Below are 26953 nucleotides of genomic sequence, written 5' to 3'. Positions count from 1 at the left end.
CTAGCACAAACGAAGAAACCCCACTCACTAAGGCGACACCTCTATGAACCACCGCCTTCGGCTCTCATGTATTTTCCTTGCCGCTGCAGTCGGCTTGCCAGCCGCCGTCACCCACGCTGACACCATCCGGCTCAAGAACGGCCAGACCATCGTCGGCAAGATTGTGCGCTATGAAAACCGTCAGTTCGTGATTGTGTATGAACGGTCGTCGCCGACCACCCAAGCGACCATCGCCCTAGAGGATATTGAGAGCGTAGAGTTTGATGGGCGACCACTGCCGCCGGGCTATGACGGGCGACCAACGGATGCAGGCGGCGGCCGACCGTCCAGTCCGCCTGAACCACCGCCAACAGGCACATCGCCTGCCGCCGGCGACCTCGTGCAAACCGTCGCTGTTATTGCCCGCGACGATTGGACGTACACCCAGCTTGATGTACGTCGTGGCGATCGAATTCGGATTTCGGCGCGCGGAACGGTGTATCTTGACGCCCGCCGTCAGTCCACGCCGGAGGGCATTCCCGACGATGACCCCAACAAATTGATGCCGGGACGGCCGACGGGGGCGCTGATTGCCGTTATCGGCGATGACAATAACGACTTCATCTTCATCGGCAGTTCCCGCGAGTTTACGGCGCAGCGTAGCGGCAAACTCTACCTGAGCGTCAACGAAGGCGATCTGTCGGACAACAGTGGTAGCTATGAGGCCCGCGTCGAAGTTCAACGCAAACCCTAACGGGTCAAACGGCCTTAGGCGTCCACAACGGGTAAATTGTTTCCAAACACACTTTCTAGGTTGGGATGGCTCCGTAACTTTTGAGAGTAAACGCTTTATACTCTTAGGTCAGGAAGGATGTCAGGCCATGCCCATCTACGAGTATATGTGCGACAACTGCGGCGACCGCATTGAAGTGATCCAGAAGTTTTCTGATGCGCCGCTCGTCACCTGCGCAAGTTGCGGCCAAGATGCACTAAGTCGCGTCGTGTTCGCCCCTAGCCTCTCCTTCAAAGGCTCCGGGTGGTATATTACCGACTACAGCGCCAAGGGGCGTCGGGAAAATACCTCAACCGACCATGAAGAAAGGGCATCTAAGGCAACGTGCGGCAGCGATGCAGCGATGGACTGCGACGCTGGTTCATGTGCGCAAGCCGCGTAACAATCGTCGAACGACAGCGCGCGGCGTTATCTGGATTCTACCCTTGGTGAGCATGCTGCTTGTTGGAGCAGCGTCGCTCACCGCCTGCCGATCGTCGGCTGCTCAGTCCGTCGCCGTCATCAAAACGGAGTTCGGCGACATTGTTTTTGAGTTTTTTCCCGACGTCGCCCCTAAACATACCGCTCAGATCCAGTCACTTATTCGCAGCGGCTTCTACAATGGGACAGCCTTCCACCGCGTTGAGCCGGGAAGCCTCATTCAAGGCGGCGATCCAAACTCCAAAACCGGACGCGAAGATACTTGGGGCCTGGGACGACCCGACCTACCTAAAATTCCAGCGGAGTTTAGCGCCCTCAAACACGTACGCGGCACGGTGTCCGCTGCCCGCGTCGCCAATGACATCAACAGCGCCACAACGCAGTTTTTTATTTGTTGCCGTGCGCATCCCGAATGGGATAATCAGTACACCATCTTCGGCCGGGTGATCGCTGGCATGAACGTCGTGGACATCATCGCCAACGCGCCGACGGTTGAAGGCACAACTCGTCCGAAGCAGAAGATTACGATGCTTTCCGTGACGCTCGAACCACGCAGCAATTACCCTCCGACGCCCCCCCAGTATTGAAAGGTCACCGTCCACGCTTATGTCCGACCGCAACTCACGTTCGCCGGATGCGGATACGACGCGCACACCCGGTTCGGGGCCTTTGCCGCCGGAGACGTCCCCACGTGTCGAAGAAGGCGACGACGACATTGCGGCGGCCATTGACGAACTGATTCATCCGACTGGGGCTTTCGCTCCACCCTCGCTTGAGGACCAACTCGCGACCGAGCGCCGAACGGAAGCCGAGCTGAAAAGTATGTTCAGCTCGATTGTGTGGGAGTTTCTCGAGCCGGTAGGGCTGTCACTCTACACGCTTGCGGACTACGTTGCCCGCGCTGGCAACGCCTCCGAGCAAAGCCGTGTTGTCAAAGGCACGGTGGAAGCCTGCATCGGCGCGTTGCGGCCGCTGATCAAAGCCTCCGAAACGATCCAGTACCATGACATTCTCGACGTTCTCAAAGGTATTGAGCGACCGCTGCTGGATGTTCGGATGGGGAAACGCACGCTCACCGAACGCGATACGAAGAACCTTACCCGCGACTTCAACGAACTACGGCGGTTGATTCGTCAAAGCCTCGCGTCAGAGCCGCCGTCCCCACCGACCGAAACTGACGCCGTGCTGGCTGCTACGCCACACATTGCAGACGTCGCCGCCTATTTCAAGACGATTGATCCGGTCAACCTACAACGGTTGCATGCCGCTGGCATTACACGGCTGGGCGACATTGGTACGGCGTCGGCTTACGAGTTGGCGACGGCAGCCGGCATTCCCGTCCAAGTCGCCGAACAGGTCAAAGCCTGTGCTTTTCGGGCGATTCTCGACAACGCCGGCGCACCCCCGCCAAACAACGCGCCGAGCGCCACACCGAGTCCGCTCTCAGGCTCTCCGGTTGGGAGTGCGCCGGGGACATCACCCACGTTGGAAACGCCGGATGGTGGCCCGCCGTCGCTTGACCTCAGTGGAGAGTTTGCAGTTTTCGACGCCGACCAGCCTATTACCGAAGCCCGCCGGCTGGCGCACCTGCGCGACCTCATACAGCAGGAAGGGGCGCGTTATACTCAAGCAGGCGCCCGCCTAAGCGTTGAGTTGCACCGCGCCCACCGAGCGTTGTTGCAGTTGCGCGCCGAACATAATCGCTTGCGCGGCGAAGTCGAATTTCACCGCGAGGAATTACGGTCGCTGTTTGATGCATCGCCGGTCGGCGGCGAAGCCGAAGACGCACACAAAAACCTGCTGGCGGCGACCCAGCAAACGCTCGACGCACTAACGGCGGCCGTCAAGAAGGCCAACCTGTTCACTCAGCAACTGGCGGAGGCGCTGACGGAAGCCCGCGAACTGATAGGCGAGGTGAATGAGTTGCGCCGCCGACGGCGTCTTCGGCGGGGCGATTCGCGTGAGCCGTAGTCAACCAGAAGGCGTCGGCGTCAGACGCCGCTGCCGAACAGCCTCGTACAACACAACGCCCGCCGCCACCGATACATTCAACGACGTGATGCGGCCCAAAAGCGGCAGCGACACCACGACATCGCACCGTTCCCGCACCAAGCGCCGTATCCCCTTGCCTTCACTTCCAAGGACAACCGCTGTCGGGAGCGTGAAGTCCCAATCAACGTAGGGGCGTTCGCCGTCTCGCTCAACGCCAACGACCCAGATGTTCCGCTCACGCAGCGTATCGAGCGTTGCCGCCACGTTGACGACGCGGACGACCGGCAGGTACTCCGTTGCGCCGGCTGAGGTCTTCACCACAGTCTCGGTCAGCCCGACGGCGTGATGCTCTGGGATGACGACGGCGTGGGCGCCGGCACACTCCGCCGTACGAATGACGGCTCCAAGGTTGTGCGGGTCCTCGACTTGATCCAGTACAACCAGCAAAGGCGTGTCGGCGACGCCGGCCAGCACGTCGGCCAAATCGGCGTAGGCGGCCGGTGTGACATACGCCATGACGCCCTGATGGTTGGCGCGGCGCGTTGCAGCGTCGAGATGCGTGCGGTCGGTTTCAACGACCGGCACGCCCATCTGTCGCGCCAACGCGCGAAGCTCCTGCAACCGATGCGGTTTGCTTCCCTGCGCTACGAGGATTTCACGGACGCGCCGCCGTCCGCTGCGCAGCGCCTCCAGCACCGGCGCGACGCCATAAATGACCGACATCTTCCCAACGCCTCCCTTATGACGTTACCAGATGATTGCACCAGATGACTGCCTCCAAGGACGGACAAGCCGCTGGTTCACTTACCGGACTGATTCGGCTAGGGTACGAGCGTACACGTTACCGCCGCTGCAAGGACACATCGTCTCTATGCTTCATCGCCTGACCCTGCTCTGCTGCATACTGATGGTCTGCATATTGATGGTCACCGTCTCGACGGCCTGCTCCACCGACAAGCCGGTCTCCATCGCCGCCGCCGCTCCCGCTGCACCGCCAGCGACCGCGCCGCCGTCCGCAACGCCTAAGCCGTCCGGCGGAACCATCGCCGGACTGAGGCTCGTCAAGAAGCTCAATGTACCGGCCGGGCCGAAGTCGCTGCGGGTTTTGCCCGACGGCAAGCGCGTCATGACGTGCAACCTGTACGGCCGTCAGGTGACGTTCATTGACGCCCAAACATACGAAATTCTCAAGCGTGTGCCGGTCGGCGGCGAACCCGTTGAATGCACCTTTACGAAGGGCGGTAAGTACGCTTGGGTGTCCCTTTACGGCAGCGAGCGCGTCGGCGTCACTAGCGTCGTCGTCGTGATTGACACCGACACCTACCAGATTGTCGCGCGTGTTCCGGCGGGACGTGTCCCAAAGGTTGTGGCGGAAAGTCCCGACGGCAAGTGGGTCTATGCAGCCAACTAGCTGTCGAAGCCCATCACGGTGATGGATGCGGAGAAGTTCGTCAAAGTCAAAGATGTGCCGGTTGGGCGCGTACCGCGCGGGATTTGCTTCGTACCCGACGGCAAGCTGGCCTACGTCTGCATTATGGGTGGGTCCTCGCTAGCCGTAATTGACGTGGAGAACGGACACCAGAAGATTCGAAACATTGACACTGGCCGCAACCCGCGTCACGTCTGCGTGTCGCAGGACGGTAAGACGCTCTACGTGACGCTGAACGCTTCGGGGATGCTTATCAAGATTGACCGCGCTACGGAAACCATCATCGGACGCGCCAAAACCGGGACGCAGGCACGCTCCATGTCGCTGTCGGTGGATGACCGCTATGCCTTTGTGTGCAACTACGAAGACAACAACTTGGGCGTCGTTGACCTCGAACGGATGCAACAAGTCTTCACGGCCAAGACTGATGTTCACCCGATTGGGGTGACGACGATGCCGGATGGCAAACACGTCTGGGTGTCGAACTATCGGCCGAGTACGGTGTACGTTTTTGAAATCGAATACGCCGGTACGCCTGAAACGGTAGGTCATGACCGACCATCCGGTTGTAACCAATGTGCAGATGTGACGGGTCGGGCGGCGGCGTGAACACTTAGCCTCCGGCGAGTCCACCAACTCGTCATGTTCAAAGCACGGCTGAGCTTATGGCAGGCAAAAAGCCGCTTGGGCGTTGCCCTACATTTCCATTTTCACTGGGTTTTTCACCCTTGGAAGGTCTTTATGAACCCACCTGTGGTTGGGAAGGCAAGGCAGCGGTTCCACTGGAGCATCAGGTTGCTCTGGCTATGCCTGTGCCTGAGTCCGTCGCCTACGCCGGCGCGTCCGCCGGACGCCGTAACGGCGGTTCGGATGCTGCTTGATCGCCAAGTCGCCGCTTGGAATCGCGGCGACCTAGAGGGCTTTATGGACGGCTACTGGCGCTCACCCGAACTGATGTTCGTCTCGGGGACGACCGTAACTAAGGGGTGGGAAGCCGTACTAACGCGCTACCGCCAACGCTACCAAACGGAAGGGCGGGCGATGGGAACGCTTGACTTCCATGACCTCGTGATTGAACCGGTCGGGTCGCGGATGGCGCTTGTCCATGGCGGTTGGCGGGTGGTCTTACCAGACCAGACCGTCTTGGGGGGACGATTCACCCTGTTGGTACGCCGTTTCTCAGTCGGCTGGCGCATTGTGTACGACCATACCTCTTGAACGGCGACCTCAATGGGAGCGCGTTCCGGGGCCGACACGGAGGATGGCGACCGTGAGACGCGCCGTCGCTCCGTCGTACGCCGGCGTCACAGCCCCGTCAGGCGGTCGGCGATGTATTCTTCGCCGGGCTCTGGCGTCGCCGGTATGGACGACGGTGACGAAACTGGCGGCGTACCTTGACTATGGCCGTTGATGAACCGTGGTTTGGCGACGGCGGCGTAAGCCGGTTGCGCCGGCGCCGCCGAAGCCATTGGTAAAGTTGCGGTTTCCCTCACCAACTCAGCCTTACCGCGATGTTTGAGCGCTTCGATAAGGAAGTTTTCAAACATACGCCGTCCGTCACGGCTTTCGTTGCGGTGTTCCCACGGGCTGGGCAACTTGCGCCAGTCCTCAAAGGATTTTTCAAGGTGGAACTGAACGCCGTAGAGCAACTGTCCATCGCTACGCTTGACCATGATCTGGTTGCGGGTGAGTTCGCTCTTCGCCAACAACGAAAAACCGGGCGGGACGCGCTCCAACATCAGGCCGTGGTTTTGCCACACCCGCAGCGTGTTTTTCGGTAGTCGTCGTCCACGCTCGGTCAAAATACCGGCGAAAAGCGGGTCCTGTGGGCGCAGGACATGAATGAGGTAGTACTGGTACTCGCGCATGCGCTCCGTACGCTTCTCCCACGGATTGAGGCCATCCAGCGTCACTACGCGCGCACCAAACGCCTGCCCCATGATCTGGTGGCCGCCGCAGATGCCCAGCACCGGGATGGTCGTCCGCTGAAGGAATGACTCCAAGCGTGCAATTAGTTTGGGATTGTAGAGATCAAAGTCGCGCAGCGTCCCGCTGATAATGATGGCGTCAGGGTCAAAGTCGGCCACCTTGGCGTCGGTCAATTCATTCAAGCGCGCCACCAGCCAGTGAGGCTTCATGACCAAGTTGTTAATGTTCTGTGTGATGTTGCTGATGGCAAAACTGGCGACCTTGCGCTCCTCCGCTACCCAGGCTTCGGCGTCGAAGTTCGGTTCGTCCTTGGCCTTTTCACTAAGGTCAGACGTACAGGCGATCAGGTTGTCCAACACAAGCACGCGCATGTACTCAATGCGCTGAAGGATCGGCTCAAACTCGCAGTAGTCTTTCCACTGTCGCGCCATGCGGAACCACACCTTTCCTCGACGGGGACGCGAAACAACAGGGTTACAAATGATCGGCTCAATTGCCGCACCCTAGCCAACTTAGCCGGAGTTTGTCAAAACACACCGCAACGCCGTCGCCTGCTTGTTCTACGCGAATTGCGTCGCGCCGACCGTTGCAAGTATGCTTACCGCCCGGTTTCTTGAATGCTGTTTCAAAAAACCGAACTCATCTTCAGGAAAGTTACCATGTCCACTCCGGTTATCGTATCCACTACCGGCAACGCCACGGCGGAGGCACTGCTGCAAGACGCTCGCGCCCGCCGTGCTACCTTTCCCGACGAGCGTTTTCACGGGTTTACGGCGACCGTGGTCTTTGATGAAAACGCCCGCACCTTCAGCGGTTGCCTGACATTCAAAAACGCCCGCGAGATTATCTTTGAACTGCCCGGTGTGAGTCCTGAAAGCATCCAGTGGCTCCAGGACGTTCTTGCGATGAACATCGCCCACCGGCTGGAGCGAACGGGCGGCATGCCGGTTCCGACCGACTATCCGGTGCGGATTGTGCCGGGAGAGGAAAATGCGCTGGGCGTCAAGCTGGTTTTTGACGGTGACCCGATGGCGTCAAGCTACCGGATTCGGGATGGGGTAATTACCGAAGTGAGCCGGCGGATGCACGGCTCCCGCTTCACCATCACGACGCTTGAAGTCGTGACGACTGCGGACGGACGAAACCTACCGAAGCACTACGTTGTCACCTACTTCGATCCGGAAACCGGTCGCCTGGCGCGCGTGGCGCAATACACGGAGTTGTATGAACAGGTTGGGGAGATGTATCTCCCCAGTTACATTCGAGTCATCGAGACCGACGACGAAAAAACTACGGTGCGCGCGCTCGTCCTGCGCGACCTCAAGCTTTTGTCGGACTGACGGTTATGACACTTCGTGAACGCTTGCTGGCCGATTTGACCGCCGCGCTCAAAGCCAAGGACACAACCCGCCTTGAAGCTTTGCGCATGGTCAAGGCGGCGCTGCAGAAGCAAGAAATCGAGGTTCAACATCAACTCGACGACACCGAGATGACGGCGTTGCTTTCGACGCTCATCAAGCAACGCCGTGAAGCGGCGGAGTCGTTCGCTAAAGGTGGTCGTGAAGATTTGGCGGCTAAGGAACGCGCCGAGCTGGAGCTTCTGGAAAGCTACCTGCCGCCGCCGCCAAGCGCCGCCGAACTGGAGACGCTCGTGACTTCCGTCATTACCGAAACCGGCGCCGCTTCCGTCAAGGACATCGGGTTGGTCATGAAAACCGTAATGGCGAAGCTGGCCGGGCGGCCTGTGGATGGCAAAGCCGTCAACGAGTTGGTCCGCGCCAAACTTTCCCAGTGATCGGCATTTTGAGGAACGCCGCTATGGATCATACGGCGACTGCCGGCCCTCATCATCTCGTTGTGGATAGCCTGACCGAAGGCTTTGCCCGACTGATCTTCCACGGCGACGCCCAAGTGTACTTTGACTGCCCGCGACGGCTGCTTCCGGCCGGCATTCGGGAAGGCGACCATTTGCAAATGACCTTCACCCGCGACGACGAAGCCCGCGTGCGCGAGCAGGCCGAGGTCAAAAGTCTGCTCCGCGAGCTAACACAAGGGAATGACCCAGACCAAAAGGACTTCTACCTCTGACGGGCCATCTTTCCATGATGAGTTACCGCGACGCCGGTGTGGACCTTGACACCGCCAATGAAGCCAAGCACCGAATTCGAAACCTAGCGCGCGCAACCTTCAATTCGCAGGTGCTAAGCGACATCGGTGGGTTCGGCGCGCTGTTTCACCCTGATTTTAAGGGGGCCTCTGACCCAGTGCTCGTCGCCAGCGCCGATGGCGTGGGGACGAAGCTCAAGGTCGCTTTCCTTACTGGCGTCCACGATACAGTCGGCTATGACCTTGTGGCGCACTGCATCAATGACATTCTTGTACAGGGCGCACGGCCGTTGTTTTTTCTCGACTACCTTGCGACGGGAAAGCTCGCCCCAAGTATTGTCGCCGCCGTCGTGGACGGTCTGGCGCGCGCCTGCCGTGACTTCAACTGCCCACTCATCGGCGGCGAGACGGCTGAAATGCCGGGGTTTTACGCCGACGGCGAATATGATGTCGCTGGCTTTATTGTCGGCTGGGTGGATCGTGCACGCATCATTGACGGGAAGCGCATCGCCGTCGGCGACGTGGTGCTGGGCTTGCCCTCTGTCGGGCTGCATACGAACGGCTACAGTTTGGCGCGGAAACTCTTTTTTGAGACGGCTCGCTACGAAGCCGATACGTTTGTTGACGCCTTGGGCTGTACGGTCGCAGAGGAACTGCTCAAGCCGCACCAGTGCTACCTACCTGTCCTTGACCCCTTGCTCGACGGCGGACGGCTCAAGGGTTTAGCGCATATCACCGGCGGCGGTTTGCTTGATAACCTGCCGCGCATTTTGCCCGATGGCTGCGCCGTTGCGGTTCAGCGCGGGAGCTGGCCTACCTTACCCGTGTTCACCCATCTGGTTGAGCTTGGGCGGCTGTCGGAAACGGAAAGTTACCGCGTGTTCAATATGGGCGTCGGCATGGTGGTGGTAGTCGCCGAGGCAGACGCCGACGCTGTCCGTGACGCCATTCAAGCTCAGGGCGGCGAAGCTTTTACAATTGGACGTGTCATTAGCGGCGACCGAACCGTTCAACTGGTTTGAGCGCCGCAACGACGACCAAGGGGAGAACCACACCGATGCCGCTCCACCCGCAAGCCGAAGCTTTTCTGCAGCAGGTCGCCGCACTGGGCAACCCGCCACTCTGGACGCTTTCTCCAGCCGAAGCCCGTCAGGCGTTTCTTAGGCTGCGGGCGTTAGCTGGCTCGCCGGAGCCGGTCGCCCACGTCACACACCGCCTGATTCCGGGCAGCCAAGCGAGCATTCTCCTTCGCCTGTACGTCCCGGACGGCGACCGCCCGCTGCCGGTTACAGTGTACTTTCATGGCGGCGGGTTCGTGATCGGCAACCTCGACAGCCACGACAATGTTTGCCGTGCGCTGGCCAACCGTACGCCGACCATTGTGGTCGCGGTGGATTACCGTCTTGCGCCCGAAAGCCAGTTTCCGGCGGCACCGATTGACGCCTACGACGCGCTGCAGTGGGTCATCAGCCATGCCGAAGAGCTTGGCGGCGACCCGACACGCGTCGCCGTCGCTGGAGACAGCGCCGGCGGGAATCTGGCGACCGTAGCGACGCTCATGGCGCGGAATCGCAAGGGTCACCTTCCAGTGTTCCAAGTGCTGGTGTATCCCGTCACCGACGCCACTCACAGTCAACCTTCCTACGAAGAGAACGGTGAAGGATATTTTCTCACCAAGGATGCCATGCAGTGGTTTTTGGGGCATTACGTCCCGGCCGACCAAGACAAACGCCATCCCTACCTCTCACCGTTGTTCGAAAAAGACCTGACAGGGCTCCCGCCGGCGCACATTATCGTGGCGGAATACGACCCACTGCGCGACGAGGGGACGGCTTACGCCCGGCGCTTGGAAGCCGCTGGCGTCCGGGCTTCCGTTTCCCACTACGCTGGTATGGTGCATGGGTTTTTCTCACTGACAGGCTGGTTCGACGACGCGCAACGGGCGATTGACGAAGCCGCCGCTGTCCTTCGCCAAGCTTTTGCGGCGTCTTCAGCGCCAACCCCATAGCAGCACGATGACGCCCTGGCTGAAAAGTCTTACCGAAGGCATCCAGCCTCCTGACCAAACGTTCGCCGCCAAGGCGCGGGCGCGACAGGTGGAACTGGTCAAACCGCCAGGCAGTCTGGGACGGCTTGAAACGTTGGCTACTCAGCTTGCGGCCATCCAAAGGACCGAACAGCCGCAGGTTCGGCCGCGCGCCATTGTTGTGTTTTGTGCCGATCATGGGGTGTGCGCTGAAGGCGTCAGCGCTTTTCCGTCACGGATCACCCATCAGCATTTGCGGAACTTTATCGGCGGCAGAGCGGCCGTCGCCGTCCTTGCGGAAATGACCCAGAGTGAGTTGGTCGTTTGCGACGTTGGCGTGGACGCCGATGTTTCCGGTTTGCCCGGTGTTCGGCATCGTAAGGTGCGACGCGGCGCACGTAACTTTGCCGTCGAGCCGGCGCTGACGCCGGCGGAAGTTGAGCAGGCTGTTCGCGTCGGCTTTGAAACCATCAGTGAACTGGCCGAACGGGGCATACGTGCGGTCGCCGTCGGTGAAATGGGCATTGGTAACACGACAGCGGCGGCGGCCGTCACAGCGGCGTTGACCGGACAGCCGCCGGAAGCAGTGACCGGGGCTGGAAGCGGCCTTGCACCGGAAGGTCTGGCACGCAAAATCGCTGTCGTTCGACAGGCGCTGGAACAGCGCCAACCACGCGCTGCTGAGCCGCTTGACATCCTTGCAAAGGTAGGCGGCCTGGATGTGGCGGCGATGTGCGGCGCGTACTTGGGCTGCGCCGCCTGTGGCTGCGTCGCCGTGGTGGACGGCTTTGTTTCAACAGCGGCGGCGGCGCTGTCCGTCGCCTGTGCGCCAGTGGCGCGTGAGTATATGGTGTTTGGGCATCGTTCAACCGAGCCAGGGCATCAAGTCCTTCTTAGTTTTTTGGAAGCGACGCCACTCCTACACCTTGACATGCGGCTTGGCGAGGCGAGCGGCGCAGCGTTGGCGTTGACCATCCTTGAAGCGGCCTGTCGGCTGCACGGCAATATGGCAACCTTCCGTGAAGCGCAAATGGAGTAAACTGCGCAGCAACCACTGAACCATCCCCCAGAAACCCCACGACGGCGAGGTTCCAGCAATGACTTTCGACCAATCTTCACTCGTAGGACATACCATAGATGGCAAAGTACGGCTGGAAGCCATCCTCGGTCAGGGTGGGATGGGCGCAGTCTATCGTGGACGTCACTTGCTGCTGGGACGGACGGTCGCCGTCAAAGTGCTTCGACCTGAAACTCTGACAGTTGAAGGCGCGCTTGAACGCTTTTTCCGAGAAGCGCGCATGGCAGCGGCGACGGAGCATCCCAACATCGTCACGGTGTATGATTTTGGTCAGTTGCCCGACGGCGGTGCGTACCTAGTCCTGGAGTTTGTTGAAGGCAGAGGGTTGCGCTCGCTCCTACAAGAACAGCGAGTGCTGCCGCCGTCGTTGGCGTTGCCGATCTTAGGCGAGGTCTGCGCCGCCGTTGAGTTTGCCCATCGGCGCAACGTTATCCACCGCGATCTCAAGCCCGACAACATCATGCTCAAGCGGCGCGACGACGGCAGCGCCACGGTCAAAGTGCTGGATTTCGGTTTGGCGAAAACGCTGGAGGAAGCTGAAACATCGTCGAGCATTACGCGCACCGGCGAACTTGTTGGGACGCCGGCTTACATGTCGCCCGAACACTGCACCGGCGAAGAGCTTGACGCCCGGTCGGACCTCTACAGTTTGGGCATCATCGCCTACGAAATGCTCTGTGGACAGCCGCCTTTTCGCGGGCGTGTCGCCGCCATTTTGACGGCGCAGATTCAGCAACCGCCGACGCCGCTACGCGAGCTCAACCCGAATCTCCCAGCGACGTTGGAAGCAGCCGTGATGTCGGCTTTGGCGAAAAAGCCAGCTGAGCGCCCGGCGTCGGTAGCCGAGTGGTGGGCGCGGCTGGAGGCGGCTTACGTTAGCGCGTATGGTGAAAAGCCGAGTGCGACGATCCTACTGCCGCCGCCACCGGCGGCAGCGGTTACAGCAGTGGCAGCCGCCAGCGGCGTTGCATCGCAGCCGGTCGCTTCCGGTCAGTCGCCAGCGCTGCGCAGTGGCGGAGCGCTTCCGCCTCGGTCAGATACCGGTACCGGCATGCTCGGCGCGCAAGCACGTCTAGACAACCAACCAGCGCCGCCGTCCCACTCAAGTGTTCCAGCGTCTGTTCCGATACCTAGAGTTGAGACGGGGACGCTGGCGATTGGCGCACTGCCGGCGCAGGTAAGAGAACTGGCGCAAGAATCGGTCACGGCTCAGACGGTTGTAAGGGACAAAGCGCTTGTCAGCCGGCTTCGTTTGGAGCGCTTCCAGCGAGTCGGCTTGGTGGTTGGCGGCGCATTAGCGCTAGTCGCCGTCGGCGGGCTGGCGGCGACCAACTGGATGCGCAGCGCCACGACGCCGGTCTCCCAACCCCCACCGAATCAGCCGTCCGCTGTTACCCTTCCAGTTGAAGCCTCTCCTACGTCAACTGGGACACCTGCCGGTCTCCCTACGCCGCCGCCCGCCGTGGAAACCGCCGAAGCAAGTCCTACTCCGAATCTGTCTCCCAACGAAAACGTGTCACGGCGTTCTCCCAGCAAGGCCCGAGCGAACGCCGATACCGACCGTCCGTTGAGCGACCCGGGTCTGCGCAGCGGTAATGACAGCCGACCTGCATATCCGGAACCACCGTCCCCAGAACGGGCTGCACCGCCGCCGACCGCTCCGCCTCGGCCGCCGAGCGAAGCGCAGCCGCCGGCCAACACTACTCGCCCGACCTCGCCGCCAGCGTCACGGCCGCAACCTGAAGCCGGTACGGCGCGCAACCGTTCTGATGAGCGGCGACAGGAGCAAAACAAACGCCGATGGTGGGAATTTTGGAAAATCGGACGTGACAAAGATAAAGATAAATCCCGACGCCCACGGGATTAAGCGACCTGCCGACAGTTGCCTGTGCAGGTTTGTTCACTGTCATTTTTATGAAGGAAAACCCACGCATCGGATGCCCGTCGGCATGGCGGCTATCGCAAAACCCGTACGTAGCATTTACCAGGCAACTCGGACAGTGCACCGTTGAGCGTTAGATTGAGCAACGCCGCCATAGCGCGCGGCTGTCCGAGTCCGCTTTGAACGATGAGCGTATCAATGTGCACCGGTTGATCAAAACTAACCAGCGCCAGTAGAGCCTGTTCGTCTTCGGTCAGGGCAAGAGGCAAGGGATGTTGCGCCGGCGTCTCCGGTGACTGTTTGTGTCGCAGGCGGCGGCGCAGTTCATAGGAAAATTCCTCCACCACATCGCGCCAATCCATGACCAGTTTTGCGCCGTCCTGAATGAGCCGATTGGTACCGACTGAACGGCTGGACGTAATGTTGCCCGGTACGGCGAACACTTCGCGTCCCTGCTCAAGCGCCAACCGCGCCGTGATCAACGAGCCGGATTGCTCCGCGGCCTCGACCACCAATACACCGAGGCACAGTCCGGCAATAACCCGATTGCGGTAGGGAAAATTTTTGGGCGTCGGCGCTTTCCCAAAGGGAAATTCAGTCACCAGCGCCCCGGTTTCAGCGATTCGGTCGGCGAGCTTGGCATTTTCTCTGGGATAGACATCGTCCAAGCCCGTTCCGAGGACGGCGATGGTGCGCCCCTGCGCGTCTAGCGCGGCTTCATGGGCAACGGCGTCAATGCCGCGCGCCAGTCCTGAAACAATTGTGACGCCGCATGCCGCTAGGTCGCGCGTTAGCTTGGCGGCAGCGTTGCGGCCGTAGGTTGAGCAGGCGCGCGAACCCACCACAGCGATGCAGGGCTGGGCGATGGCTTCCCTCCAGGCGCCCTTGACGAACAGGATCAACGGCGCACCGTAAATCTCCCGCAACAGCGTTGGATAGTCACTATCCGCCAACGTGATGGCTCGGCCGCCGGAGCGCGCCAGCGCCGCTAGTTGCCGCGCCGCCTCTTCCGCCGCCTGCCCTTCCGCCAACGCCGTCACCACTTCGTCCGTCAGACCCAACGCGCGCCATTCATCCGGGGACGCCCTCAGCGCCGCCGTTGGGGTTTCAAAGTGGTCAAGCAACCGACGCCCCGTGACCGGGCCGACGCCGGACGTCAGCACCAAACGCAACCAGTCTTCCAGATCAGAGCGCATGTCGGTCGGCATGGGCGTCGGCGGTGGACGGTGACACATCGAGCGTAGCGGGTGCGGCGACCCGCTTGACAGCCTCCCAAATGGCGTTGAGTTCAGCAGGGTGGCTCTCAGACAGGCTCTTACCCTGCGCTGCCAATGTTCGCTCGACGGCGCCGAAGCGCTGGCGAAACTTCCGATTAGCTGCTTTGAGCGTGGCTTCAGGATCAAGGTGGAGCTTACGCGCGAGATTGACGACGACAAACAGCAAGTCGCCAACCTCTTCAGCGACTTGCTGTGGGTTGGCGTCCGGTGAGGTGAGCACCGCACGAAGCTCACGGGCTTCTTCATCAAGTTTGTCCAGAACAGCTGTTGCGTCAGGCCAGTCGAAATCGTAGTATGCGGCCCGCTCAGTCAGTTGCCGCGCCTCAATAAGCGCCGGCGTCTTCGGCGATACGCCGTCCAGCACCGACGGTGCGGCGTCCGGCTGACCGGCGGCGGCTTTTTCTTGCGCCTTGATCACCTCCCAGTTGCGCGTCACCTCGCGCGCGTCGCACACGTTGACTTCGCCGAACACATGCGGGTGTCGGCGGATAAGCTTCTCACGCAGCGTTTCAACCACATCGTAGATGTCGAACCGCTGCGCTTCGGCTGCAATCTGCGCATGGAAAATGACCTGAAGCAGCACGTCGCCGAGTTCTTTGCACAGTTCAGCGTCATCGCCTTCGTCAATGGCGTGCAGCACCTCATACGCCTCTTCCAGCAAGTAGGGCTTGAGGGTGTGATGGGTTTGCTCCCGATCCCAAGGACAGCCATCCGGCGCACGCAGCCGCGCCATCACCTCCACCAGTGCCTGAAAACGGCCTTCCGCCTCGCTCTCTGGCGTTGCTTGTGCCATGAAGACAACCTCCCGGTGTTTGCGCACACCACCTAACCATCAAGCGAACATTGACTTTGCCCCTCGGACAGGTCAAGCCGGAAGCGGCCGCAGGTTGGAAATTTTGGATAAGCAATGCTAGGTTGGGCGTTCATCTGAGCTTTCTTCCGTACTTCGACCGAACACAAGTCAAGCCGCAGTCGCTTGGCGGGAACTCACACATAAGGACTATGGACGCCAAATCACCAACGCCGTCGGCGGGGTCGTCTTCGCAAAATCTTCAGGACAACTTCCTCAATCAGGTGCGTCGTGAACGTACAACGGTAGCCATCTACCTCGTCAGCGGCGTGAAGTTGACCGGCCGCATTCGTGGCTTCGACAAATACTCGGTCGTTTTAGAAGCGGGTAACCAAGAACAGCTCATCTTCAAGCACGCGATCTCTACGATTTCCGTCCTGCGCAGTGGCCAAAGCCGGAGCGCCGCCCCACCGGCCGGCCCGGCGTCTGAGTCACCGACCGACGACAAACCGGCCGGCGATCCTAACGGCGGTGCGGCGTCGTAAGGCTCACCACCTATGCTCCAAAACAGCGGTTTCTTTATTAGCTTCGAGGGCATAGACGGCTGCGGGAAGACCACCCAAGCCGCTTGGCTGGCGGAGGATCTCGCACACGCCGGACGCCGCGTGACAAATACCCATGAGCCGGGAGGGACGTTGTTCGGCCAGCGGCTGCGCGAGGTACTGTTGATGACCGCCGCCCCACGTACGCCCAAGGCTGAAGCGTTGTTGTTCGCCGCCGACCGCGCCCAGCATGTCGCCGAAGTCATCTGTCCCGCGCTCGAACGCGGCGATGTCGTGATTTGCGACCGCTTCGCCGACTCCACCCGCGCCTACCAAGGCGGAGGCCGTCGCCTCCCAACCGACTTTATCGAGACAGTGATCCAGCTGGCGACAGGCGGTCTTGAACCGCACCTGACTTTTCTTCTTGATCTTCCCGTGAGGGAAGCGCGGGCGCGACTGACCGGACGTGGGGGTCCAACCAGCGGCTTTGACGCTGAAGACGGCGACTTTTACGAGCGTGTCCGGGCGAAGTTTCTCACGCTGGCGCGCGCACATCCGACGCGAATTTACGTTCTTGACGCTACGCAGCCGCCGGACGCCGTTCATGCCCAAGTCTGGGAGGTGGTTGGAAAGCGTCTTGGGCTTTTTTGAGCTTTTGTCCCAGTGAGTCTTAGGGCATGCGAGGATTTTGGCGCATTTTCCGCTTCAGCGTCCCCTGTCTATGCGAGCCAGCGTCACCCTCTGTTCCGTCCCGGAGAGGAGAATGCGGCGTGCATGATGCGCCTGCCCGGGGTATGTGACTTCCCTCTATGACCGTTGAGCTTGACTCGCAGACCGGTTTGACTCCAACCCAGCAGCAAGCGGTGGAAACGCTTAACAAGCCGCTGGTCGTCACGGCCGGACCCGGCGCTGGCAAGACGCGCGTCCTGACGGAACGTTACCTGTGGTTGCTGATGCAGCCGGGGGTCGGCGTCGAAAACATTGTCGCCGTTACCTTTACCAACAAAGCCGCCAATGAAATGCGTGAGCGCATCCGCCGCCGGATCGACGCCCATATCGCCGCCGCCTCAGGGACGGCCGAGGAACTCCGATGGCGGCAACGCAAGCGGCATCTGGAAGCCGCCGCCATCGGGACGATCCATGGCTTTTGCTCGCGCCTCCTACGTGAGTTTCCGCTGGAAGCCGGCGTTGACCCGTACTTCGCAACGCTGGACGAGTACACTGCAACGGTCATGCTCGACCTTGCGGCGCAGCAGGCCGTCACCGGAGCGATTGACGGCGGCGGGGCGCTGGTCGCGGAGTTGGTCGCCGCCTACGGACGAGCGGAACTGGTCGAGGCGCTCAAACAAGTCTTCACCCAACTGCGCAGCCTAGGCCTGACATTGGACGAAGCCGAACGGCTGACCAGTCAAAACACGCTTGCGGCAGCCGACTACGACGCACGTTGGCGGGAAACGGCGGCGCGCGTTGATGAGCTGCGGGGTATCGTCGCGGACGAAAGCGCCGCGAAAAAACCGGCGCAGACGATCCTTGCCGCCCAAAATTTCCTTGCCGTTTGGACTCAGGAAGCGGACGCTTTGGCGCAACCGCCGGCGTCTGAGCGGCTGCCGATGTTCCTCGCAGCGGTCGCACGTCTTCGGCAGGCGTTGCCTGACGCACGCGGTAAAGTGAGCGCCGTCGTCAAGGCGCTACAGGCTTGGTTGGGCACGCGCGCCAAAGACGGCGGCCAACTAGAAGCCGCCTACTTGGATGTGTGCGCGCGGGATTACCAGCGCGTTGTATTTGACCTCCTGCGCAGTGTTGACTTCCTGTACGACAAAGCCAAGCGCGAAGCGGGAGCGCTGGACTTCGAGGACTTACAACTCCGGGCGCGGGCGTTGCTGCAATCGGACGACATGCGGCGGAGAGTCTGCGCGCGCTACCGGCATTTCCTCGTGGATGAGTTCCAAGACACCAACCACCTTCAGCGGGACATCCTCGATGCGCTGGGGGCGGCGGAGTCGGCGGCGGGGCGAACGTTTTTCTTCGTTGGTGACCGTAAGCAATCCATCTACGCCTTTCGCGGGGCGGAAGTGGAGGTCTTTGAAGAAGTCATTGAAGCCGTCGCCAAGCAGGGCGGCGACCATCTGCGGCTGGATGTCAACTTTCGCAGCGATCCGCGTCTGGTGGCGTTTTTCAACGCGCTGTTCGGTCAAGTCATGCGAGCGCCGACCGGAAGCGACCCAAGCCGGCTGCGGGAAAGCGGCTTCATCGCCTATGAGAAAGGAGAGGCGGCGCGTCCGCCGCTGGACGCCGCAGCGCCCGCCGTCACCTTCCTCTACACCGCCGTACCGCGCCCGGAAGGCGGACGGTCGCCCCATGACGACTCACTGCGCGACATCGAAGCGGCGCGGCTGGCGCAGTACGTCAAAATGTTGGTGGAAAGACAAATCCCACTGGTCAACGCCAACAGCAGCCAACCGCGTCCGCCGACCTACCGCGACATGGCGCTGCTGCTGGGCGCGCTGACGGATGTGAAGGCGTATGAACGCGCTTTGCGGCACGCCGGCGTACCTTGCTACGTCGTCGCCGGACACGGTTTTTACGGACGACCGGAAGTCTCCGACCTCCTGACCTTGCTGGAGTTTCTCGACAACCGCGCCGACGACATTGCTCTGGCGGCATTGCTGCGGTCGCCGTTGTTTGGTTTGTCGGATGAGACGTTGTTGCGACTTCGGCTTGCGGATGAGGCGGTCGGCGACGGCGCGGCGCGCTCCCCGGCGCTATACACCAGCTTGCGGCGGGAGGTGCGTCAGCGGCAGGCCGCCCTGCCCGACGACCAGCGCCGGTTGCTTGAAGAAGCCGTCGCATTGCTGGACGACCTGCTGGCGGTACGCAATCGGCTGCCGTTGCCCGATCTGATCGAGCAGGCGGTGCGCCGGACGGGGTATGACGTGGTGTGTGCGGCGGCTGAAGACGGTCCGCAACGCCTGTCCAACTTGGACAAACTCATGGCGTTGGCGCGTGGGTTCTCTCGCCGGGAAACCCACTTGTTGCGCGACTTTGTGGCCTACATTCGTGAGTTCCGCCGCCTGGACGCCCGCGAAGCCGAGGCGCAACTGGAACTCGGTCTGGACGCCGTCGCCTTGCTGACGATTCACAAATCGAAGGGACTGGAGTTTCCCATTGTTCTGCTACCGGATTTGCAGCGCCGGTGGACTCACAAGGCTGGAAAATTCGTTTTTGAGCGCAACAGTGGGCTGGGGTTTGACATCCCGGACATGATGAGCAACCTGCGCCGGCCCGAAATAAAAACCAAGGTGCTCGACCGGCTCGCGCGCCGTGAGTACTTTGAACGCATGCGCCAGCTCTATGTCGCCATGACGCGGGCGCAAGACCACCTCATCCTTTCCGCCGCTGAAGAAGCGGCCGGCGGCGACACAGCTAAAGGCGCAGCCGGGTGTTTTCTCGACTGGATTAAGGCGGCGCTGCCGTTGCCAGACACGCCGTGCGAAACGGAAATCGTGGTAGGCGACGCGCGAATCCGTTTCATTGGCGTGGATGCGCCGGAAACCGCCCCAGCGGAAACCATTGCGCTGGAGAGAGAGCCGCCAAGCCGAGAGGTTTTCGTGCGGGAGACCGAACGCGACGCCCGCCGACGGGAACGCGAGCGGCGGAATCTCATCCGTGACCTTGAAGAGCAGCTGGCGCCAGTGCTAGCCGACGAGGACGCCGCCGCTGGTTGGTATCGCTACACGGCGCGACAACTGGCAAGCTTTGTCAACTGCCCCCGCCAGTTTTACTTTGCACGGTATTTGCACCCACTGGAGGACGAAGAAGGCGGCGCGACGCGACGCGGCGACGATGTGGAGCGCCCAGAAGCCCAGGCCCGGCTTTCGCCGGCGACGCGCGGACTCGTCATCCATCGGCTGTGCGAAACGTTGGAGCCGGAAGACCAAGACGACCGAGCGTTACACCAAGCCCTGCGAGCAGCGATCGCCTTCCTGCGGGCGGTAGGACAGTTGGACAATGTCGCGCTTGACGACAACGCCATAGCGCACGACGTTTGGTGGCTCGCACGGCGGTATGCGCAGAGCGAACTGCGGAAAACTGTTGACGAAGTGCGTGTCAAGTCGCGTGAAGATCAGCGCTACGCCGTCTGGAGTGAACGCGAGTTTATTATCCGGCGCGAAGCGGCGTTGGTCGTGGGCGTCATGGACAAAGTGCTCATCACGCCGCACGCGACAGGAGTAGGCGTAACAGCGCATGTGATTGACTTCAAAACCAATGCGTTCAAGGCTAAAAGCGGCGAACCCGGTTTTGAGGCGGAACTATCGGAAAAAGTCGCCCAGTACCGCCTGCAGTTACAGACCTACGCGCTGGCGTTGTGGGCGCTGACGCCGGAGGTGCGAGAAGTCCGCGCCACGCTGCACTTTGTTGCGCCTGATCGCGCCTTCACGCTGCCACCGGAGCAGGTTCAGCGGGAAGCGGCGGCGCGCGTCGTCGGCGACACAGTACGGGCGCTGACCGCCATTCGGACATTCGCTGCGACTGACTTTGAGGCCAAGCCGGGCGCGCGTTGTTTGGTTTGTCGGTATGCAGCCGTCTGCGCCGACGCCGTACGGGAAGAACCGGCGGCGCGCTAGTGGGCTTTCCGCAAAGCGGCGGAGCGGGTGTCCTGCTCGGGCAGACAAAAGATGATGGATTGATTGGGAAGCGTTCCGCACGCATCGGCGGTCTTGGTCAACACTCTGGCGACCGGACGGAAACGGCTGATCTCCGCAAGGAGGTCGTCGGGTAGTTGAGCTTCGTGGGCGCACCCGATCACCCACTGCGGGAAATGCGCCAAGCGACGAAGCAAGGAACGAAGGGCGGCTAGATACTCACGGCGTGAAGCCAGACGGCCGCCGAAGCGTCCAGTGTGCGCCAGCGTAAGCTGCACTAGGGCATCCGGCGCATCGCGAACCCACAGTTCGCGCCAGCCGTCGCGGTAATAAAGCGCCTGATCGTAAGGCGTCGGTGACGGTAGGCGGAGATAGATGACATCGGCCGTCGTCTGCACGACGAACACATGCGCCGGCAAACAAGTCGCCTGGTTCGCCAGCCCGTTGTCTATAACGCAATTGACGCGCGCCAACGCCTCAATTGCCGCATCCTCAAATGTTTGGCGCAAACGCTCCACGCTCGGATCAAAGGCCAGCCAGTAGTCGCCAAGATGCAACCCTAAACTGACACCCAGCGCCTGCGTAACGCGGTCGGCGGCGCGGAGAACCGCCTGACGGAAGCCGGCCAACCAGCGCGCCGCCGCTGGGTTAAACCACTGGCGCAAGGCCGGATTGTATGGGAAGTCAGGGTTGGCTTCGGCGTCGCGCGCCGCCTGCAACCAAGCGTCCACTTGGGACGCCGTAAGGACGTAGCCGTTGTTTTCAACCGCCGCCACAGCCAGACAAGCCTCGGCTTGACGTGCGTCATTGCTGAACACCTGCTTGCCAAGCAGTTTGAGCCGCCAACCAAGCGAGCCGTCGCCGCCGTAGGGCAAGGCGATGGATTGAAACGAGAGCGTCTGAAGCGCCGCCAGCTCGAAACCGAGGAAGGCAGCTTGCCGTCCATCCACCACCGTCATCCATGGCGTCGCCGCAGGCAGGGAGCGCTCACAGTTGTCACCGACCGTTGGGTCGCCGGCGGCGACGCTATCCAACCAACAGGCTGCAGCCACCGGGTCAAGCACCGTACCCAGCATGCCGCGCATCCGCTCCACAGCTTCAACTGGCGTGTACGCCGGCCGGAAAGGACGGTCGTTGGTCAGCGCGCACCAGACATCCGCGATGCGGAGCAACCGCGCCGGCAATGGAATCTGCTCGCCGCGCAGACCATCGGGGTAACCTGACCCATCCCAGTTTTCGTGGTGCCAGCGAACCAGCAATCCAACGGCCTCGGGCAAACCGCGTTTGCGGGCAAGGCGCTCACCGACAATCGGATGCCGCCACAGGGCACACCGTTCGGAGAAGGTGAGCGGACGCGCCGCCGTCAGAAACGGGAAATCGCCCCCGCCTTCGCCGACATCATGCAACAGAGCCGCCGCCCGCAGGTCGCGCCGTCCGCGTTCGGAAAGCCCAAAAGCTGCGGCGAGCCGATCCGTAACGGCGGCCAACCGAACGGCGTGGGGAGCAGCGTAGCCTTCGAGAGCGTCAAGCCGCGCCGCTTCAGCCTCGCACTCAGCCAAGCGCGCCGCCCATGGGTTCGGCATGGGAGCAACGTCGGCCATAGCCTAGAATGGCGTCGGCCGGCGGCGCAGCGGATGGTTGACGGGAATCAAAACGCTGAGTACTGCGCCGATGAAGCCGCCGCCCAGCGCAAAGATCAGCCCTCCGAAGGTGCAGAACGCCAAAAAGCGCAGGAAATCTAGGCCGTCGAGGTCGGGTGAGGCGAACCGCAGCAGGTAAAGTAATCCGGTCAAAATGCCGCCGAACACAAAGCCCAGCATGGCGTTGTGCGCCGCAATGCGCGGCGTGTCGGCATGACCGCCGTGGCGGAGAACGCCGGCGAACGTTCCAATGAGAAACCCGATCTCGGCGAACATCGCCCCGTTGCGTATCGGGTGCGTATCCGGCAGAAGTGTTTGGCGGAGCAACACATATAGAGCAACAACCAGCAGGCTGCTCACCAAACCGACGCGACTGCCGGCCAGCAGCATCGTCCAGAAGCGTTCGAGCGAGTCAAATGTCGGCTCACGAATCGCTCGCGGCGGCGCAACCAGCGGCAACACGTCTCGGCAGCGGGTGCAAATGTTGGTCGCCGGATCGTAACAATCGGCTTGGTGGCAGACTTCACAACGTACGGCAAGGGAAACTGATCTGACCCGTAACGGCTGGATTTCCTCCGCCATAAGGCATGACCTCTCTAGGAAACATGACCGGGGACGCCGACTGCACCCTTCCATGGTCTGCGGTGCAGGCTGTACGCAGTCGGCAGTGTACCGTGAGGCGGGTTTGCGACACTATGCCGACCGTGGCAAGTCGCCGACTGTGTGTCCAACAACGATGACGGGCGATTTTCACTGGGGATTCCAAGCGCCGAAAAGCTGCCTTGGGTATGGCTGCCGGTTTGCAATCATGAGTGGTATTGAAGTACAAACAGCGGCGGCGATTCCGCAACGTTACTCTGCCAAGCGTGAACACCTCAAGCTGAAATCCTTCCCTACGGGGCGGGGCAAGCGATGTGCATGCCGACCAAACCGGTTTTACTGATTGTTGACGATGACGAACTCATTCTGGATTTGTTGACCGACGTTCTGCAGGATGTGTTCACCGTCGTGACCGCTGAGAACGGCTTATCGGCGCTGGAAAAGTTGAGACGCTTGAAACCGTCAACGGCGTCATCACCGATTTCCAGATGCCTCGGCTGGACGGCATTGAACTGGCGCGGCGGCTGCGGCGGCGCCCAGACCTCCCGATTCTCGGTCTTTCGGGAACACTTGGCCCTCCTAAAGGATGCGCGGACGTGTTTGAGAACATCGTGTTCCTCCAAAAACCGTTTGAGATCGCAGAGTTGTTAGATGCGGCTTGTCGGCTCTTCCTTGCGACGGCGGACTAGGGGTATGCTGCGGGGACACGATCCCAGCAATGAAAGCATGACCCATGGCACACCGTATTCTTGACCTCTGCCGGCTGCTGCCCGGCCCTCTGGCCGGGCGAATGCTCGCCGATCTTGGTTTTGAAGTTCTGCGGCTTTTGCCGCCGACAGGCGATCTGACGCAGGCGCTTTCGCCGCAACTCCACGACTGGCTAAACGCCGGTAAGCAAACTGAAACCCTTGATCTGAAAACCCCGGAAGGCGTTGCGCGGCTCAAAAGTCTCGCCGCCGAAGCCGACGCGCTGCTTGAAACGAATCGGCCGGGGGTGATGGAACGATTGGGCGTCGGTCCTGACGTACTTCGCGCCGTCAACCCGAAGCTGACCTACGTTCGGGTGGCGAGTTACCGCGATGAAACCTTTCACGAAGCGCCGGGTCATGACCTGACCTACTTGGCGAGCGGTGGTTTCCTGCCGCGTTTCGGCGATGGCTGGAGGCATCTGCAAATCGCCGACGGCGCCGGCGCGCACTGGGCCGTCATCGCCGTGTTGGACGGTCTCCGCAAAGGCGGCGGCTTTTATGAAATCTATCTTTCCGAAGCCGCCGCCGGCTTCGCCTACCCGGTTCCGGTCAAACTTGACGGCAGCATCGTCTGTTACGGCGTCTACCCGACACGCGAGGGACAGCTGGCGCTGGCGCTGCTTGAGCCGCATCTCTGGCAACGGTTTTGCGCGGCGGTCGGACGCGAGGATTGGAAGGCTTCTGCTTTTTCACCGGCGATTGAAAGCAATCCGGTGTACGTCGAAATCAAGGCCTTGCTCGCGGAGCGTACCGCTGACGAGTGGGAGCAACTGGCGCTGAGACACAGCTTTCCGGCGCGTAAGGTGCAGTCCTACACCGTACCGGCGACGACCATTCCGTGGCGCGAAACGCACTGAACCGGCCTTACCAAGTCCAGGGAGTCAATCCGCATGCTGAAAGAACGACGGCACTACCGAACGTGCAACTTATGCGAGGCGATGTGCGGGCTGGCCATCACCGTACGCGGCGACGAGATCGTACGCATCGAGGGCGATCGCGAGGACCCTTTTAGTCAAGGCTACATTTGCCCGAAAGGCGTCGCCCTTCAAGACCTTCACTATGACCCTAATCGCCTGCGGCATCCGCTGCGGCGGACGCCCGGCGGGAACTGGGAGCGAATCTCGTGGGAGGCGGCTTTTGATGAAGTCGCCGCGCGCCTGCACGACATCCAGGCGCGCTATGGACGGAACGCCGTCGCTACGTACCAAGGCAATCCGGCGGTACACAACTTTGGTACGGTGCTGTCGTTTCCGTCCTTTGTACGGACCCTGAAGACGAAAAACATCTACTCGGCCAGCTCGGTTGACCAGTTGCCGCACATGGTGGCGGCGCACGCGATGTTCGGTCACGGCTTACTGCTGCCTGTGCCGGACATTGACCGAACCGCGTTTTTTCTCGTCATGGGGGCGAATCCGGTCGTCTCCAACGGCAGCCTGATGACGGCACCGGGCGTGTCGCGCCGGCTGGAAGCGTTGCGCCGACGCGGCGGCCGACTCGTGGTCATTGATCCACGCCGGACGGAGACGGCCGAACTCGCCGATCAGCATCTTTTCATTCGCCCCGGAACGGACGCCTACCTGCTGCTGGCAATACTGCACGTTCTGTTTGCCGAAGGGCGCGTCAGATTGGGACGATTAGCCGACTTCACGGACGGCGTGGAAACGCTGGCGACCATCGTGCGTGAGTTTCCGCCGGCGCGCGTCGCCTCTGTGACCGGCATCGCCGCCCCAACGATTGAGACCCTCGCCCGTGAGTTCGCTGATGCACCTTCCGCCGTGTGCTACGGCCGGGTTGGGCTGTCTGTTCAAACCTTTGGGACGACGGCGCAGTGGCTGGTCAATGCGCTCAATATCGTGACGGGCAATCTTGACCGACCCGGCGGCGCGATGTTTCCTAAAGCGGCGCTCGACCCCTTGGAACGCTTCACCGCCGGACACTTAGGCGCGTGGAAGAGCCGTGTCCGAGGGCTGCCGGAGTTCGCCGGTGAGTTGCCGGTGGCGGCGTTGGCGGAGGAAATTCTGACGCCCGGCGAAGGGCAGGTGCGCGCGCTGATCACAATCGCCGGCAATCCCGTCCTCTCCACACCCAACGGCAGACGACTTGATGCAGCGCTGGCGACGCTGGAGTTTATGGCGGCGGTGGACATCTACATTAACGAGACCACCCGCCATGCGCACATCATCCTGCCGCCGACAGGCTCGCTGGAGCATGAAAACTACGCAGCGATTTTTCACCATCTGGCCGTACGCAATACGGTCAAGTACTCTCCAGCGCTTTTTGCGCCTGCCGAAGACACGCGCCACGACTGGCAAATCTTCCTTGAGTTGGAAACCCGGCTGGCAAGCCGGACGCCTTTTGAGGCCATCAAGGCGCAGTTTTGGCGCGGCGTCCGACTCGGCCTCGGCATAGACGGCATGCTCGATTTGGCGTTTCGCTTTGGGCCGTATGGGACAGGGCTGTTCGGTGATGGACTGACGTTGGCGAAGGTCAAGGCGGCAGTTCACGGCATAGACTTAGGGCCGTTGCAACCGGCGCTACCCGGCCGGCTCTGGACAAAAAACAAGCGCATCGCTCTAGCGCCGGACCTTCTGACGCGCGACCTGCCGCGCGTTAGAAACCGTCTTGCTGAAGCCAACGGAGCGCAGACTGCTGATGACTTGCTGCTGATTGGTCGCCGCCAGCTCCGCAGCAACAATTCATGGATGCACAACAGTGAGCGACTAGTACGCGGCAAAAACCGCTGTACCCTACTGGTTCATCCCAGAGACGCGCAGCGGTACGGCGTCAAGTCAGGCGAGATGGTTAGGGTAACGTCGCGCGTCGGTGCGATTGTCGCGCCGGTCGAGGTTTCCGATGAAGTTATGCCCGGTGTAGTGAGCCTGCCGCATGGGTGGGGACATGACCGTCCGGGCATTCGGCTGGACGTAGCACGGCGCTACGCGGGCGTCAGCATCAACGATGTGACGGATGAACAACTAGTGGACGAAGCCAGCGGCAACGCGGCGCTGAGCGGCGTACCGGTGCGTCTGGAGCGTGTCTGAAATGTGATTTGATATGCGCCGCAACTTCACGGAAGGC

General features: G+C 61.3%; 26 protein-coding genes. 20 read left to right on the top strand and 6 right to left on the bottom strand.

From position 1 onward, the window contains the following. Positions 1–43 precede the first annotated feature (43 nt). From NZ585_07080 to NZ585_07065, 4 genes are all read left to right on the top strand, one after another. Entirely contained in the window at positions 44–733 is a 690-nt protein-coding gene (locus NZ585_07080; GenBank protein ID MCS7079798.1) for a hypothetical protein, read from the top strand. A 127-nt stretch (positions 734–860) separates the two neighbouring features. Then, positions 861–1154 carry a zinc ribbon domain-containing protein gene (locus NZ585_07075; protein MCS7079797.1) on the top strand — a complete coding sequence of 98 codons (294 nt, stop codon included), beginning with the start codon at positions 861–863 and terminating at the stop codon, positions 1152–1154. After that, positions 1108–1779, top strand: coding sequence for a peptidylprolyl isomerase (locus tag NZ585_07070; GenBank protein MCS7079796.1), 672 nt, complete (start codon positions 1108–1110; stop codon positions 1777–1779). The genes NZ585_07075 and NZ585_07070 overlap by 47 nt, the downstream gene beginning before the upstream one ends. Before the next feature lie 19 nt (positions 1780–1798). Next, complete coding sequence (locus NZ585_07065) at positions 1799–3163, top strand: hypothetical protein (GenBank protein ID MCS7079795.1); 1365 nt, start codon at positions 1799–1801, stop codon at positions 3161–3163. Here the strand turns inward: NZ585_07065 and rlmB are convergent, their stop codons facing one another. Continuing rightward, complete coding sequence (gene rlmB / locus NZ585_07060) at positions 3164–3907, bottom strand: 23S rRNA (guanosine(2251)-2'-O)-methyltransferase RlmB (GenBank protein ID MCS7079794.1); 744 nt, start codon at positions 3905–3907, stop codon at positions 3164–3166. A gap of 148 nt (positions 3908–4055) precedes the next feature. Between rlmB and NZ585_07055 the strand changes: the two genes are divergently transcribed. From NZ585_07055 to NZ585_07045, 3 genes are all read left to right on the top strand, one after another. Beyond that, positions 4056–4595, top strand: coding sequence for a hypothetical protein (locus tag NZ585_07055; GenBank protein MCS7079793.1), 540 nt, complete (start codon positions 4056–4058; stop codon positions 4593–4595). A gap of 21 nt (positions 4596–4616) precedes the next feature. After that, complete coding sequence (locus NZ585_07050) at positions 4617–5222, top strand: hypothetical protein (GenBank protein ID MCS7079792.1); 606 nt, start codon at positions 4617–4619, stop codon at positions 5220–5222. 132 nt (positions 5223–5354) lie between these two features. Next, entirely contained in the window at positions 5355–5831 is a 477-nt protein-coding gene (locus NZ585_07045; GenBank protein ID MCS7079791.1) for a DUF4440 domain-containing protein, read from the top strand. Between the two features lie 86 nt (positions 5832–5917). On the opposite strand, the gene NZ585_07040 is transcribed toward NZ585_07045, so the two are convergent. Beyond that, positions 5918–6973 carry a gamma-glutamyl-gamma-aminobutyrate hydrolase family protein gene (locus tag NZ585_07040; protein ID MCS7079790.1) on the bottom strand — a complete coding sequence of 352 codons (1056 nt, stop codon included), beginning with the start codon at positions 6971–6973 and terminating at the stop codon, positions 5918–5920. A 228-nt stretch (positions 6974–7201) separates the two neighbouring features. Here NZ585_07040 and NZ585_07035 point away from each other — a divergent pair, with 228 nt between their 5' ends. Genes NZ585_07035 through NZ585_07005 form a run of 7 tightly spaced genes read left to right on the top strand, consistent with a single transcriptional unit; the run spans position 7202 to position 13619 of the window. Next, entirely contained in the window at positions 7202–7882 is a 681-nt protein-coding gene (locus tag NZ585_07035) for a DUF3386 domain-containing protein (protein MCS7079789.1), read from the top strand. 5 nt (positions 7883–7887) lie between these two features. After that, positions 7888–8337: a GatB/YqeY domain-containing protein gene (locus NZ585_07030; GenBank protein MCS7079788.1), complete on the top strand. Its 450-nt coding sequence runs from the start codon at positions 7888–7890 to the stop codon at positions 8335–8337. Between the two features lie 23 nt (positions 8338–8360). After that, a complete protein-coding gene (locus NZ585_07025; GenBank protein ID MCS7079787.1) occupies positions 8361–8630 on the top strand; it encodes a DUF3006 domain-containing protein in 270 nt (89 codons plus the stop codon). A 14-nt stretch (positions 8631–8644) separates the two neighbouring features. Further along, the gene (gene purM / locus NZ585_07020; GenBank protein ID MCS7079786.1) at positions 8645–9670 is read left to right on the top strand and encodes a phosphoribosylformylglycinamidine cyclo-ligase; all 1026 of its coding nucleotides are present in this window, start codon (positions 8645–8647) and stop codon (positions 9668–9670) included. A 35-nt stretch (positions 9671–9705) separates the two neighbouring features. Further along, the gene (locus NZ585_07015; protein ID MCS7079785.1) at positions 9706–10656 is read left to right on the top strand and encodes an alpha/beta hydrolase; all 951 of its coding nucleotides are present in this window, start codon (positions 9706–9708) and stop codon (positions 10654–10656) included. Positions 10657–10663: 7 nt separating this feature from the next. Next, a complete protein-coding gene (gene cobT, locus NZ585_07010) occupies positions 10664–11713 on the top strand; it encodes a nicotinate-nucleotide--dimethylbenzimidazole phosphoribosyltransferase (GenBank protein ID MCS7079784.1) in 1050 nt (349 codons plus the stop codon). Positions 11714–11771: 58 nt separating this feature from the next. After that, positions 11772–13619 (top strand): protein kinase, encoded by a 1848-nt coding sequence (locus NZ585_07005; protein MCS7079783.1) that lies wholly within the window; start codon positions 11772–11774, stop codon positions 13617–13619. 89 nt (positions 13620–13708) lie between these two features. On the opposite strand, the gene dprA is transcribed toward NZ585_07005, so the two are convergent. Continuing rightward, complete coding sequence (gene dprA, locus NZ585_07000; protein MCS7079782.1) at positions 13709–14842, bottom strand: DNA-processing protein DprA; 1134 nt, start codon at positions 14840–14842, stop codon at positions 13709–13711. Then, the gene (mazG, locus tag NZ585_06995) at positions 14820–15704 is read right to left on the bottom strand and encodes a nucleoside triphosphate pyrophosphohydrolase (protein MCS7079781.1); all 885 of its coding nucleotides are present in this window, start codon (positions 15702–15704) and stop codon (positions 14820–14822) included. Before mazG ends, dprA begins: the two co-directional genes overlap by 23 nt. A gap of 209 nt (positions 15705–15913) precedes the next feature. Between mazG and hfq the strand changes: the two genes are divergently transcribed. The 3 genes from hfq (at position 15914) to NZ585_06980 (ending at position 20868) form a co-directional block, all read left to right on the top strand. After that, positions 15914–16246: an RNA chaperone Hfq gene (gene hfq / locus NZ585_06990; GenBank protein MCS7079780.1), complete on the top strand. Its 333-nt coding sequence runs from the start codon at positions 15914–15916 to the stop codon at positions 16244–16246. A gap of 12 nt (positions 16247–16258) precedes the next feature. Beyond that, on the top strand, positions 16259–16894 hold the full coding sequence (gene tmk / locus NZ585_06985; GenBank protein MCS7079779.1) for a dTMP kinase: 636 nt from the start codon (positions 16259–16261) through the stop codon (positions 16892–16894). 158 nt (positions 16895–17052) lie between these two features. Further along, positions 17053–20868 carry a UvrD-helicase domain-containing protein gene (locus tag NZ585_06980; protein MCS7079778.1) on the top strand — a complete coding sequence of 1272 codons (3816 nt, stop codon included), beginning with the start codon at positions 17053–17055 and terminating at the stop codon, positions 20866–20868. Here the strand turns inward: NZ585_06980 and NZ585_06975 are convergent. Then, entirely contained in the window at positions 20865–22469 is a 1605-nt protein-coding gene (locus tag NZ585_06975; protein ID MCS7079777.1) for an HD domain-containing protein, read from the bottom strand. The genes NZ585_06980 and NZ585_06975 overlap by 4 nt on opposite strands. 21 nt (positions 22470–22490) lie before the next feature. Further along, a complete protein-coding gene (locus NZ585_06970; protein ID MCS7079776.1) occupies positions 22491–23108 on the bottom strand; it encodes a hypothetical protein in 618 nt (205 codons plus the stop codon). 446 nt (positions 23109–23554) lie between these two features. On the opposite strand from NZ585_06970, the gene NZ585_06965 reads away from it, so the two are divergent. The 3 genes from NZ585_06965 to NZ585_06955 are packed head-to-tail and all read left to right on the top strand — an operon-like array spanning position 23555 to position 26916. Continuing rightward, the gene (locus NZ585_06965) at positions 23555–23815 is read left to right on the top strand and encodes a response regulator (protein MCS7079775.1); all 261 of its coding nucleotides are present in this window, start codon (positions 23555–23557) and stop codon (positions 23813–23815) included. A 44-nt stretch (positions 23816–23859) separates the two neighbouring features. Beyond that, positions 23860–24732 (top strand): CoA transferase, encoded by an 873-nt coding sequence (locus NZ585_06960; protein MCS7079774.1) that lies wholly within the window; start codon positions 23860–23862, stop codon positions 24730–24732. Positions 24733–24765: 33 nt separating this feature from the next. Continuing rightward, the gene (locus NZ585_06955) at positions 24766–26916 is read left to right on the top strand and encodes a molybdopterin oxidoreductase family protein (GenBank protein MCS7079773.1); all 2151 of its coding nucleotides are present in this window, start codon (positions 24766–24768) and stop codon (positions 26914–26916) included. Positions 26917–26953 lie beyond the last annotated feature (37 nt).

The sequence above is a fragment of the Chloracidobacterium sp. genome (assembly GCA_025057975.1).
GTDB lineage: Bacteria > Acidobacteriota > Blastocatellia > Chloracidobacteriales > Chloracidobacteriaceae > Chloracidobacterium.
Note: the sequence above shows the minus strand (reverse complement) of the source record. Positions and strands in the feature narration are given on the sequence as shown.

Bases quoted from the DNA above. Each gene is read 5' to 3' on its own strand.
- NZ585_06960 (MCS7079774.1), top strand. From the start codon at position 23,860: ATGGCACACCGTATTCTTGACCTCTGCCGGCTGCTGCCCGGCCCTCTG.
- purM (MCS7079786.1), top strand. From the start codon at position 8,645: ATGATGAGTTACCGCGACGCCGGTGTGGACCTTGACACCGCCAATGAA.
- dprA (MCS7079782.1), bottom strand. From the start codon at position 14,842: ATGCCGACCGACATGCGCTCTGATCTGGAAGACTGGTTGCGTTTGGTG.
- NZ585_07070 (MCS7079796.1), top strand. From the start codon at position 1,108: ATGCAGCGATGGACTGCGACGCTGGTTCATGTGCGCAAGCCGCGTAAC.
- NZ585_07065 (MCS7079795.1), top strand. From the start codon at position 1,799: ATGTCCGACCGCAACTCACGTTCGCCGGATGCGGATACGACGCGCACA.
- NZ585_07015 (MCS7079785.1), top strand. From the start codon at position 9,706: ATGCCGCTCCACCCGCAAGCCGAAGCTTTTCTGCAGCAGGTCGCCGCA.
- NZ585_07030 (MCS7079788.1), top strand. From the start codon at position 7,888: ATGACACTTCGTGAACGCTTGCTGGCCGATTTGACCGCCGCGCTCAAA.
- NZ585_06975 (MCS7079777.1), bottom strand. From the start codon at position 22,469: ATGCCGAACCCATGGGCGGCGCGCTTGGCTGAGTGCGAGGCTGAAGCG.
- NZ585_07035 (MCS7079789.1), top strand. From the start codon at position 7,202: ATGTCCACTCCGGTTATCGTATCCACTACCGGCAACGCCACGGCGGAG.
- NZ585_07075 (MCS7079797.1), top strand. From the start codon at position 861: ATGCCCATCTACGAGTATATGTGCGACAACTGCGGCGACCGCATTGAA.
- NZ585_06980 (MCS7079778.1), top strand. From the start codon at position 17,053: ATGACCGTTGAGCTTGACTCGCAGACCGGTTTGACTCCAACCCAGCAG.
- NZ585_07055 (MCS7079793.1), top strand. From the start codon at position 4,056: ATGCTTCATCGCCTGACCCTGCTCTGCTGCATACTGATGGTCTGCATA.
- NZ585_07005 (MCS7079783.1), top strand. From the start codon at position 11,772: ATGACTTTCGACCAATCTTCACTCGTAGGACATACCATAGATGGCAAA.
- NZ585_06955 (MCS7079773.1), top strand. From the start codon at position 24,766: ATGCTGAAAGAACGACGGCACTACCGAACGTGCAACTTATGCGAGGCG.
- NZ585_07025 (MCS7079787.1), top strand. From the start codon at position 8,361: ATGGATCATACGGCGACTGCCGGCCCTCATCATCTCGTTGTGGATAGC.
- NZ585_07050 (MCS7079792.1), top strand. From the start codon at position 4,617: ATGGATGCGGAGAAGTTCGTCAAAGTCAAAGATGTGCCGGTTGGGCGC.
- NZ585_06970 (MCS7079776.1), bottom strand. From the start codon at position 23,108: ATGGCGGAGGAAATCCAGCCGTTACGGGTCAGATCAGTTTCCCTTGCC.
- NZ585_07045 (MCS7079791.1), top strand. From the start codon at position 5,355: ATGAACCCACCTGTGGTTGGGAAGGCAAGGCAGCGGTTCCACTGGAGC.
- NZ585_07040 (MCS7079790.1), bottom strand. From the start codon at position 6,973: ATGGCGCGACAGTGGAAAGACTACTGCGAGTTTGAGCCGATCCTTCAG.
- mazG (MCS7079781.1), bottom strand. From the start codon at position 15,704: ATGGCACAAGCAACGCCAGAGAGCGAGGCGGAAGGCCGTTTTCAGGCA.
- tmk (MCS7079779.1), top strand. From the start codon at position 16,259: ATGCTCCAAAACAGCGGTTTCTTTATTAGCTTCGAGGGCATAGACGGC.
- NZ585_07080 (MCS7079798.1), top strand. From the start codon at position 44: ATGAACCACCGCCTTCGGCTCTCATGTATTTTCCTTGCCGCTGCAGTC.
- rlmB (MCS7079794.1), bottom strand. From the start codon at position 3,907: ATGTCGGTCATTTATGGCGTCGCGCCGGTGCTGGAGGCGCTGCGCAGC.
- hfq (MCS7079780.1), top strand. From the start codon at position 15,914: ATGGACGCCAAATCACCAACGCCGTCGGCGGGGTCGTCTTCGCAAAAT.
- cobT (MCS7079784.1), top strand. From the start codon at position 10,664: ATGACGCCCTGGCTGAAAAGTCTTACCGAAGGCATCCAGCCTCCTGAC.